This is a genomic window from Bradyrhizobium sp. MI1.10, assembly GCF_055811035.1.
In genome coordinates this window covers 1-9,941 of sequence record NZ_JBVVPN010000040.1, presented here as the reverse complement: position 1 = coordinate 9,941, position 9,941 = coordinate 1, and the positions used below count along the sequence as shown (strand labels likewise).

At 64.8% G+C, this 9,941-nt stretch carries 8 protein-coding genes; all 8 read left to right on the top strand.

Annotated elements, in window-relative coordinates; all coding sequences use genetic code 11:
- Positions 1-1,045 (top strand): helix-turn-helix domain-containing protein (locus tag AC0L3K_RS31480; protein ID WP_473367513.1); only part of this gene is annotated, 1,045 nt, incomplete at its 5' end.
- Between the two features lie 30 nt (positions 1,046-1,075).
- On the top strand, positions 1,076-1,714 hold the full coding sequence (locus AC0L3K_RS31475) for a Vgb family protein (RefSeq protein WP_007600795.1): 639 nt from the start codon (positions 1,076-1,078) through the stop codon (positions 1,712-1,714).
- Positions 1,715-1,852: 138 nt separating this feature from the next.
- The gene (locus tag AC0L3K_RS31470; RefSeq protein ID WP_007600794.1) at positions 1,853-3,421 is read left to right on the top strand and encodes a DUF4403 family protein; all 1,569 of its coding nucleotides are present in this window, start codon (positions 1,853-1,855) and stop codon (positions 3,419-3,421) included.
- Positions 3,422-3,553: 132 nt separating this feature from the next.
- The gene (locus tag AC0L3K_RS31465) at positions 3,554-4,693 is read left to right on the top strand and encodes an ABC transporter ATP-binding protein (protein ID WP_007600793.1); all 1,140 of its coding nucleotides are present in this window, start codon (positions 3,554-3,556) and stop codon (positions 4,691-4,693) included.
- A gap of 87 nt (positions 4,694-4,780) precedes the next feature.
- On the top strand, positions 4,781-5,830 hold the full coding sequence (locus AC0L3K_RS31460) for an ABC transporter substrate-binding protein (protein ID WP_007600792.1): 1,050 nt from the start codon (positions 4,781-4,783) through the stop codon (positions 5,828-5,830).
- A 286-nt stretch (positions 5,831-6,116) separates the two neighbouring features.
- Positions 6,117-7,379 carry an ABC transporter permease gene (locus tag AC0L3K_RS31455; protein ID WP_035995528.1) on the top strand — a complete coding sequence of 421 codons (1,263 nt, stop codon included), beginning with the start codon at positions 6,117-6,119 and terminating at the stop codon, positions 7,377-7,379.
- Positions 7,376-8,203, top strand: coding sequence for an ABC transporter permease (locus AC0L3K_RS31450; protein ID WP_007600787.1), 828 nt, complete (start codon positions 7,376-7,378; stop codon positions 8,201-8,203). Before AC0L3K_RS31455 ends, AC0L3K_RS31450 begins: the two co-directional genes overlap by 4 nt.
- A 293-nt stretch (positions 8,204-8,496) precedes the next feature.
- A complete protein-coding gene (locus AC0L3K_RS31445; RefSeq protein ID WP_007600785.1) occupies positions 8,497-9,711 on the top strand; it encodes an ABC transporter substrate-binding protein in 1,215 nt (404 codons plus the stop codon).
- The last annotated feature ends 230 nt before the right edge of the window (positions 9,712-9,941 follow it).

The following is a 9,941-nucleotide window of genomic DNA, read 5'->3' as shown; positions in this document are numbered from 1 at the left end:
GGGGGGGGGGGGGGGCGCGGGGGGGGGGGGGGGCGCCCCCGCGGGCCCGCGGGGGGGCCGCGCCGTGATGGGCCCGCCTCCGCCGCGCGGGGCGGCGCGCGCGACGCTCGCAAGCCACGGTGACCTCGCCAACGCCGCCCATGCGGGTCACATCGAGGCGCGCCGACTTCTCCTTCTCGGGCGCCTCGAAGAGGCCGAGCGCACGCTGGCCGAGATCAACACCACGCCGCTGCCCCCGGCCGCGCAGGTCGCCCGCGAGCTCGTGATTGCCGGCATCGCCATCCGGCGGCTCCGAACGAAGGACGCGCGCGCGGCGCTCGGCCGCGCGGCGAGCGCAGCACGGCAGGCCGGCATTGCAGCGCTTGCAGCCGAGGTCGAAAGCACGAGCCGCGTGCTCGACACGCCCGCAGCGCGCCTGATCACGCGCGGGCACGAACGGCCGTTACTGCTCGAGGAGGTCGAGGACCTCGCGACATCGGAGGCGCTCGTGGTGGACACGTTCCATCACGCGGTTCGCAGGCAGGGCATCCTCGTGCCGCTCGGAACGCGGCCGGTGCTGTTCGCGCTGGCCCGCATCCTGGCGCAGGCCTGGCCCGCGGACGTCTCGCGGGAAACGTTGATCACGGGCGCGTTTCAGGCAAGGCACGTCGACGAATCGCATCGCGCCCGGCTGCGCGTCGAAATCGGACGGCTCCGCACCAAGCTCGAGCCTCTCGCCGACGTCAGCGCGACGAAGCAGGGTTTTGTGCTGGCGCCGCGCAAGACACCGCGCAAGACGCGGGAGGTTCTCGTGCTGGCACGACCCGTCGAGGAGAAGCACGCCAATGTGCTCGCCTTCCTCTCCGACGGCGAGCCCTGGTCGAGCTCGGCGCTCGCGTTGGCGCTGGGAACGAGCGCGCGCACCGTGCAGCGGGCCCTCGAAGAGCTGGCGCGATCGAACAAGGTACAGTCCTTCGGACACGGACGGGCGCGGCGCTGGATGACGCCGCCCGTGCCGGGTTTCCCGACAGGCTTGTTACTCCCCGGACCGCTCCTGAAGACGTAAAGTGGGATTCACACTACAGGGACCGAGCAGATGAAACGTTCAGCCGCCGAGATCGTCAGGGAATACGGGCCCTATGCTGGCGTCGAAGCCGTGCACGGCGTCACCTATGACGGCAGCCATATGTGGTTCGCATCCGGCGACAAATTGAACGCAGTCGACCCGGCCGATGGCAAGATCACCCGCTCCATCGATGTCGCTGCGCATGCGGGAACGGCGTTCGACGGCCGCCACCTGTTCCAGATCGCCGAGGACCGCATCCAGAAGATTGACGCTGCGACCGGCAAGGTGCTCGCCACCATCCCTGCACCTGGCGGCGGCGGCGATTCCGGACTGGCCTGGGCCGAGGGCTCGCTCTGGGTCGGGCAGTATCGGGAACGCAAGATCCATCAGGTCGATCCCCAGACGGGAAAAATTCTCCGCACCATCGAAAGCAAGCGCTTCGTCACCGGCGTGACCTGGGTCGAGGGCGAGCTCTGGCACGGCACCTGGGAAGGCGAGGACAGCGACATCAGGCGGATCGACCCTGATACGGGCAAGGTGCTGGAGCAGCTCGACCTGCCCGCCGGGACGATGGTGTCAGGATTGGAGTCCGATGGCGGCGACCGCTTCTTCTGCGGTGGCGGAGATCGCGGCAATGTGAGAGCGGTGCGCCGTCCGAAGCGCAGCTAGGGTGCGCCATGACGAATGCGCGACAATTGCGCGTTCGCAGCCGTTAATATGTTTGCCCCAATTCCACCCCATCGGTGGGCTCTAGCGCCCTCCTCGCCTGCCCTGTAGACTTCTGCCCTGGGGCGGCCTGGGGGATTGATGCGACTGACGCTGAACTTGAAAACTGTCCTGATCGCCGTCGCGGTGCTCGCGGCGTCGTTTTTCATCAGCCTCAAGGCGATGGACTGGCTGTCGCCGCGGGCGACGAATTCCGCGCCGCCGGTCGCGCAATTGCCGCCGCTGCCGCCGGTCTCGAAGAGCTCGATCGTGGTGGCGCCGGTCGCCATCGCGCTGTCGGCGATCCGCGAGCAGGCCGAGAAGGCCGCTCCGCGCAATTTCGCCGGCAAGGCCGAGAACCCGATCTCGCAAATCCTGGAGAACGGCGACATCGGCTGGTCCGCCGTGCGCGGGCCGATGTCGGCTGTCGGCGACAAGGACGTGCTGACGATCTCGACGCCGCTCACGGGCAAGCTGAACGTGACGGGCTCGCTGTCGTCGAAAGCCACCGGCGCGCTCGGCGAGGCGCTCGGCAGCGTGCTCGGCGGCAATGCCGCGAAACAGATCGGCGCGGTCAACATCAAGAATCTGAACGCCAGCGCCGAGATCAAGGGCAACGTCGTCGTCACCTCGCGGCCGAAGCTCGCGGCCAACTGGCATCTCGAGCCCAATCTCGGCGCCCAGGTCAACCTTGGCGACACCAACCTCAACATCTCCGGTGCCAAGGTCAACGTGCCGGCGCAGGTAAAGCCGCTGATCGACAAGACCGTCAGCGAACAAATCAACGCCGTCTCCGAACGGATGCGCAACGATCCGACCTTGCGGGAGAACGCGAAGCTGCAATGGGCCAAGGCCTGCCGCTCGATCCCGCTGCAAGGCTCGGACTCCTCGGCCGCACTGCCGCCGCTCTGGTTGGAGATGAAGCCGATCCGCGCCATCGCCGCGCAGCCGCGCGTCGACGCGCAGGCCGTGACGTTGCTGATGGGCCTGGAAGCGGAGACGCGCGTCACCTCCACGCCGACCAAGCCCGACTGCCCGTTCCCCGACAAGATCTCGATCGTGCCGCCGACCGGCACCGGCGTGAACATCGGCGTACCCATCGACGTGCCCTTCACCGAGATCAACAAGCTGATCGCGGCGCAGATGGTCGGCCATACCTATCCCGAGGATGGCTCCGGTCCCGTGGACGTCACTGTGAAAAGCGTCAACGTGATCCCGTCGGGCGAGCGCCTCCTGATCTCGCTGCTGGTGCGCGCCAAGGAGAAGAAGAGCTGGCTTGGTCTCGGCGCCGAAGCGACCGTGCACATCTGGGGCCGGCCGATGCTCGACCAGGCGCAGCAGACGCTGCGGCTCGCCGACATCCAGCTCGCGGTGGAGTCCGAGGCGGCCTTCGGCCTGCTGGGTGCCGCGGCGCGCGCGGTGGTGCCGCAGATGCAGCAGGCGCTGGTGCAGAAAGCGACAATCGATCTGAAGCCGATTGCCGCCAATGCACGCGAGAAGATCGCAGCCGCGATCGCCGATTTCCAGAAGAGCGAGGACGGCGTCAAGGTCGAGGCGAAGATCGACAGCCTGACGCTGGCCGACATCGCCTTTGACTCCAAGACGCTGCGCGTGATCGCGGAAGCTGGCGGATCGCTGAATGTGTCTGTGACGAAACTGTCGGGAATGTAGCGCGCCTTTCCTCGACGGGTCCGTGCGCGTCGTTACTTGCGCCGCTGGCATTCTGGTCGGAGGATGCTAAGCTGTTCCTCGCACACTCGGACGAGGTGCCGACAGCACTGTGGCTGATAACGCGAGGACGACATGGAAGCCGGCATGGTCACGCCTGCGCCGGCACTGGTGCGCTTTTCCGGCATTCAGAAGACCTACGATGGCGAGCACCTCGTGGTGAAGAACCTCGATCTCGACATCAGGAAGGGCGAGTTCGTCACCCTGCTCGGTCCGTCGGGCTCGGGCAAGACGACCACCCTGATGATGCTGGCGGGTTTCGAGGTTCCGACCCATGGCGAGATCTACCTCGCGGACCGGCCGATCAAGAATGTGCCGCCGCACAAGCGCGACATCGGCATGGTGTTCCAGAACTACGCCTTGTTTCCGCACCTGACGATTGCGGAGAATATCGCCTTCCCGCTATCCGTCCGCAGCACGAACAAGGCCGAAGCGCAGGATCGTGTCAAAGCGGCATTGCGCATGATCAAGATGGAAAACCTGGCACAGCGCCGGCCCGGGCAGCTGTCCGGCGGTCAGCAGCAGCGCGTGGCGCTGGCCCGCGCCCTGGTTTTCAATCCGCAACTCGTGCTGATGGACGAACCCCTGGGCGCCCTGGACAAGCGCCTGCGGGAGCAGATGCAACTGGAGATCAAGCAACTGCACGAGACGATGGGCATCACCGTCGTCTACGTCACCCACGATCAAAGTGAAGCGCTCACCATGTCGGACCGCATCGCCGTATTCAACGACGGCATCGTGCAGCAGATCGACAAGCCCGACAGGCTGTATGAGCATCCGGTGAACAGCTTCGTCGCCCATTTCATCGGCGAGAACAATGTGCTGGCCGGCACCGTCGAGACGGTCGAGAAAGATTATTGCCGCGTTGCGCTGGCTGGCGGCGGCGCCGTGACCGCACGAGCGGTCAACGTATCAGGCGCGGGCGCATCGACCTCGCTGTCGGTGCGGCCGGAGCGGATCGCTATTATCCCGAATGGCACCTCCAGCGACGAACCGAACCGACTGCCGGCCAAGGTGCAGAACACCATCTATCTCGGCGACCACGCGCTGGCCGTGCTCGACGTCGCCGACAACAGGGAGTTTATGGTCAAGCTTCAGCCGGGGACGCATGACAGCCTGAGAGCTGGCAGCCTTACAGCTGGCAGCCTGAGACCTGGCGATGACGTGTTCATCACCTTCCGCCCGGAGGACTGCCTCGCCCTCGATCCCGTCTGATCCAACCATGCAGCAACGCTCCAACGCGGGCGGACCTACATCGACCAAGCTCAACGCAAGTCACGTGAAGAAGAAGGAACAAAGACCATGCTGAAGCGCAAGATTGTACTGGGGTTCGCCGCGGCATTCGCCGCCAGCGCGGCGCTGGCCACGGTCGCGCAGGCGCGTGACCTCACCGTCGTGTCGTGGGGCGGCGCGTATCAGGATGCCCAGAAGAAGGTCTATTTCGAGCCGTTCAAGAAAGCGACCGGTGTTGCGATGAACGACGAGTCCTGGGACGGCGGGGTCGGCGTGTTGCGCGCCAAGGTGCAGGGTGGTGCCGCCACCTGGGACGTCGTGCAGGTCGAGAGCGACGAACTGGCGGTTGGCTGCGAGGAAGGCCTGTTCGAAAAGCTCGACTATTCGAAGATCGGCGGCGAGGCCGCCTATATCCCACCGTCAGTCAACGCTTGCGGCGTCGGCGCCATCCTCTACGATTTCGTTCTCGGCTACGACAAGGACAAGCTGAAGGAGGCTCCCAAAGGCTGGACCGACTTCTTCGACACCAAAAAGATTCCGGGCAAGCGCGCCTTGCGTCAGGGCCCGAAGACCACGCTCGAGATCGCCCTCATGGCCGACGGCGTCGCGCCAAAGGACGTCTACAAGGTGCTGGCGACCGACGAAGGCGTCGAGCGCGCGTTCAAGAAGCTGGACACCATCAAGGGCGACATCGTCTGGTGGAAGGCCGGCGCCCAGCCGCCGCAATTGCTCGCCTCCGGCGAGGTGGCGATGACCTCGGTCTACAACGGCCGCATCGACACCGCGAACAAGAACGAGAAGAAGAATTTCGGCATGGTGTGGGACGGAGCCCTCTTCACCATCGACACCTGGGTGATCCTGAAAGGCAGCCCGAACAAGGACGCGGCCTACAAGTTCCTGGACTTCGTCGGCAAGGCGGAGAACCAGTCGAAACTGTCGGAGAACATTGCTTATGGCACCTCGAACAAGGACGCAGCCGCTCTGCTCGCGCCTGCCGTTCTGAAGGATTTGCCGACAGCACCTGACAACATCAAGAACGCGGTCGAAATCAACGTTGCCTTCTGGCTCGAGAACATCGACCGCCTGACCGAGCGCTTCAACAAATGGGCAGCGAAATAGCGCGCGGCCGAACCGGCGTGCGGCGCGCATTGACAGCAGTTTCGTCGCGGCCATCCTTCGAGACGCCCACCTTAGGCGAGCTCCTCAGGATGAGGACGTGCGCGGCAGCGACTTCGGAGAGCCTCATCCTGAGGAGACCGCCACCGGGTCCGCGCAAAGCGCGGCCCGATGACAGGCTCCGCGGTCGTCTCGAGGGACGAGGCGCTTGCTCAGATCGCTCCGAAAGGCCGCACGCGATTGCCACAGCCAAAATGACGAGAGATGTCCAGTCACAATGGGGCTCCCGATGACGGCAGCCTCCTCAATCGGCGCCGACGCGTTGGCCAAGGTGCCGCTCAAGCGCCGGCTGAAGCAGGCGGAGCGCGCGCGCCAGACCAAGGCGCTGGCACTCATTCTGCCGCTTCTCATCTTCCTGCTCTTCACCTTCGCTGGGCCCATCGCCGGCATGCTGTGGCGTGCCGTCGATGACCGGGAGGTGCGTCTGGTTCTGCCTCAGACCATCGCGGCTCTCGCTAGTTGGGACGGCAGGGATCTGCCGGACGAAAAGGCCTACGCGGCGCTGGCAGGCGACATCATGGCGGCGCGCGCTTCCGGCACCATTGCGATTGCGGCCAAGCGGCTCAATTACGCGCTGAACGGGTTCCGTACGATCCTGACCAGCACCGCACGCAATCTGAAGACCGTGCCCGACCCCGGCACGGCGAGGGAGACACTGGGCAAGATCAACCCGGCCTGGCGCGAACGCGCCACCTGGACCACGATCAAGGACGCCAGTGGTCCCATGACCGGCTTCTATCTTTTGTCGGCGCTCGATCTGACGCGGAACGCGGACGGCACGATCGTCGCAGCCCCGCCGGATCAGGCCATCTACCGCGACGTTTTCGTCCGCACCTTTCTCATCAGCCTCAGTGTCACGGTGCTGTGCCTGATCCTCGGCTTCCCGGTCGCTTACTTGCTGGCGGCGCTGCCGCCCGGCCGGTCGAACCTGCTGATGATCTTCGTCCTGCTGCCGTTCTGGACGTCTCTGCTGGTCCGCACCTGCGCCTGGATCGTGCTGCTGCAGAGCAAAGGCGTCGTGAACGACAGCCTGCTCTGGCTTGGCATCATCGACGCGCCGTTGCGCCTGATCTACAACCGCTTCGGCGTCTGCGTGGCCATGACCCACGTCCTGCTGCCGTTCATGATCCTGCCGCTGTACAGCAGCATGAAGGCGATCTCGCCTGCTTACATGCGTGCCGCCGCCTCGCTCGGCGCGCCGCCGCTCACCGCCTTTCTGCGGATCTACCTGCCTCAGACGCTGCCCGGCATCGGCGCGGGAAGCCTGCTCGTCTTCATCCTGGCGCTCGGCTATTACATCACCCCGGCCCTCGTCGGGGGCGCCGCCGATCAAATGATCAGCTACTTCATCGCGCTCTACACGACCGAGACGGCCAATTGGGGTCTTGCTTCGGCACTGGGTGCGGTGCTGCTGCTCGCCACTATTCTGCTCGCGCTCGTCTACGGAAAGCTGGTGCAGGGACAGCAGGTGACGGGAGGGATGAAGAATTGAGCGACAATTCCTCCATCCGCACGCCGAGCCAGCGTATCGCGTGGACCGCGACCATCGTTATCTCCACGCTGGTGTTCATCTTCCTGATCGCGCCTATCCTTGCGATCATGCCGCTGTCCTTCAGCTCGGGCTCGTACCTCACCTATCCGCTGCCGGGCCTCTCCCTGCGCTGGTACGACGACTTCATCAATTCGCCGCGCTGGATGAATTCGCTGAAGAACAGCATGATCATCGGTGTGGCCTCGACCTTGCTGTCGATGGTGCTCGGCACGCTGGCGGCGCTGGGGCTGGCGCAGTGGAAGAGCCGGTTCAAGCCGCTCGTGCTGGCCTTCGCGCTGTCGCCGGTCGTCGTGCCCGGCGTTATCACCGCGGTCGGCCTGTATTTCTTCTTCGCGCCGATCGGACTGACCGGCAGTTATCTCGGCTTGATCCTGGCCCACACCGCGCTGGCGACGCCCTTTGTGGTGATCACGGTCGGTGCGACGCTGCAAAGTTTCGACACCAATCTGGCCCGCGCCGCTGCCTCGCTCGGTGCCTCACCGCTTGACGCGTTCCGCCGCGTGATCCTGCCTCTGATCCTGCCCGGCGTGGCATCGGGAGCCCTGTTCGCCTTCGCGACCAGCTTCGACGAGGTGGTGATCGTGCTGTTCATGGCAGGTCCGGAACAGCGCACCCTGCCGCGCGAGATGTTCAGCGGCATCCGCGAGAACATCAGCCCGACCATCACGGCAGCGGCGGTGATTCTGACAACGGTCTCGGTGATCCTACTCGCCACGCTGGAAGGCTTGCGCCGACGCAACGAACGGCTGAGGGGCGGCGCGTGAGCGCGCGGTGTCTTCTCCTTCTCCCCTTGTGGGAGAAGGTGGCGCGAAGCGCCGGATGAGGGGTCTCTCTCCGCACCTTCGATTACAGTGAGACTCGCGGAGAGAACCCCTCACCCGTCTCGCCGCTAGCGCGGCGAGCCACCCTCTCCCACAAGGGGAGAGGGCAAAAACACCGCCGCGCCCTGCTTATTTCTCAACCCTCATCTCGCATCCCGGGCTTTGCTCCCGCGTCCGTTTGTCGCTAGAACGTGCCCGCAACAACGCCCAAACAACAACGCAAGGGAGAAAAACAAATGCAAAAACTCATCGTCGCGATCGCGGCCGGTCTTGCTCTCGCCGCCACGTCGGGCGCCGCGCAGGCGCAGATTTCCGACGACGTCGTCAAGATCGGCGTGCTCACGGACATGTCGAGCCTCTATGCGGACGCGACCGGCAAGGGCTCGCTCGCCGCCGTGGAGATGGCGGTCGCCGATTACGGCGCCAAGGTCGCGGGCAAGCCTGTCGCAGTGGTCTCCGCCGATCACCAGAACAAGCCCGACGTCGGCGTCAACATCGCCCGCAACTGGTACGACAACGACAAGGTCGACGCGATCTTCGACGTGCCGACGTCGTCGGTGGCGCTGCCGATCTCGGCGCTGACGCGCGAGAAGAACAAGATCCACATCAACTCGGGCGGCGGCTCATCCGATATCACGGGCGTCGCCTGCTCGCCCAACACGGTGCACTGGACCTACGACACCTATGCGCTGTCGAACGTCGCCGGCAAGGCGATGGTCAAGCGCGGCGAGGACACCTGGTTCTTCGTCACCGCCGACTACGCCTTCGGCATGGCGCTGCAACGCGACGCCGCCAACGTCGTCAAGGAGAGCGGCGGCAAGGTGCTCGGCGAAGTCCGCCATCCGCTCAACTCGTCGGACTTCTCCTCGTTCCTGCTCCAGGCCCAGGCCTCAAAGGCGAAGGTGGTCGCGTTGGCCAATGCCGGCGGCGACACCACTAACGCCCTGAAACAGGCGGCCGAATTCGGCCTGACGCAGGGCGGCCAAAAGATGATCGCGTTGCTCATGGAGATCACCGACGTTCATTCGCTCGGCATCAAGTCGACGCAAGGCCTGATCATCACCGACGCGTTCTACTGGGACACCAACGAGGAGACGCGCGCCTTCTCCAAGCGCTTCAACGAGAAGGTCGGCCACATGCCGACCATGATCCAGGCGGGGCTCTATTCGGCGACCATGCATTATTTGAAGGCGATCGACGCCATCAAGTCGGACGAGGCACCGAAGGTGATGGAGCAGATGCGCAAAACGCCGGTCAACGACTTCTTCGCCAAGAACGGCAAGATCCGCATCGACGGCCGCATGGTCCACGATATGTATCTGTTCGAGGTCAAGAAGCCCGAGGAATCCAAGGGCGAGTGGGACCTCTACAAGCTGATCGCTACCGTGCCCGGCGACGAGGCCTTCCGCCCGCTCGACAAAGGCGGCTGCCCCCTGGTGAAGGGAAATTAGGGATATTCTCCGTCATTGCGCGCGAAGCGAAGCAATCCAGAAATGCATCCGCGGTGACAGCCTGGATTGCTTCGTCGCAAGAGCTCCTCGCAACGACGGCAGACGAAAAAACGCACGACAGCGCGCCCCGCCCAAAACCCGCGCGCGGGGTGTTTGGCGGGATAAAACCCCGTGCACGCAGTTATTTTATATCGGGGTGTTATTATAAGCAGGCAGTTGGGCATTGACAC

Excerpts from the sequence above, each read along its gene's own strand:
- AC0L3K_RS31475 (WP_007600795.1), top strand. The coding sequence starts at position 1,076 with ATGAAACGTTCAGCCGCCGAGATCGTCAGGGAATACGGGCCCTATGCT.
- AC0L3K_RS31470 (WP_007600794.1), top strand. The coding sequence starts at position 1,853 with ATGCGACTGACGCTGAACTTGAAAACTGTCCTGATCGCCGTCGCGGTG.
- AC0L3K_RS31465 (WP_007600793.1), top strand. The coding sequence starts at position 3,554 with ATGGAAGCCGGCATGGTCACGCCTGCGCCGGCACTGGTGCGCTTTTCC.
- AC0L3K_RS31460 (WP_007600792.1), top strand. The coding sequence starts at position 4,781 with ATGCTGAAGCGCAAGATTGTACTGGGGTTCGCCGCGGCATTCGCCGCC.
- AC0L3K_RS31455 (WP_035995528.1), top strand. The coding sequence starts at position 6,117 with ATGACGGCAGCCTCCTCAATCGGCGCCGACGCGTTGGCCAAGGTGCCG.
- AC0L3K_RS31445 (WP_007600785.1), top strand. The coding sequence starts at position 8,497 with ATGCAAAAACTCATCGTCGCGATCGCGGCCGGTCTTGCTCTCGCCGCC.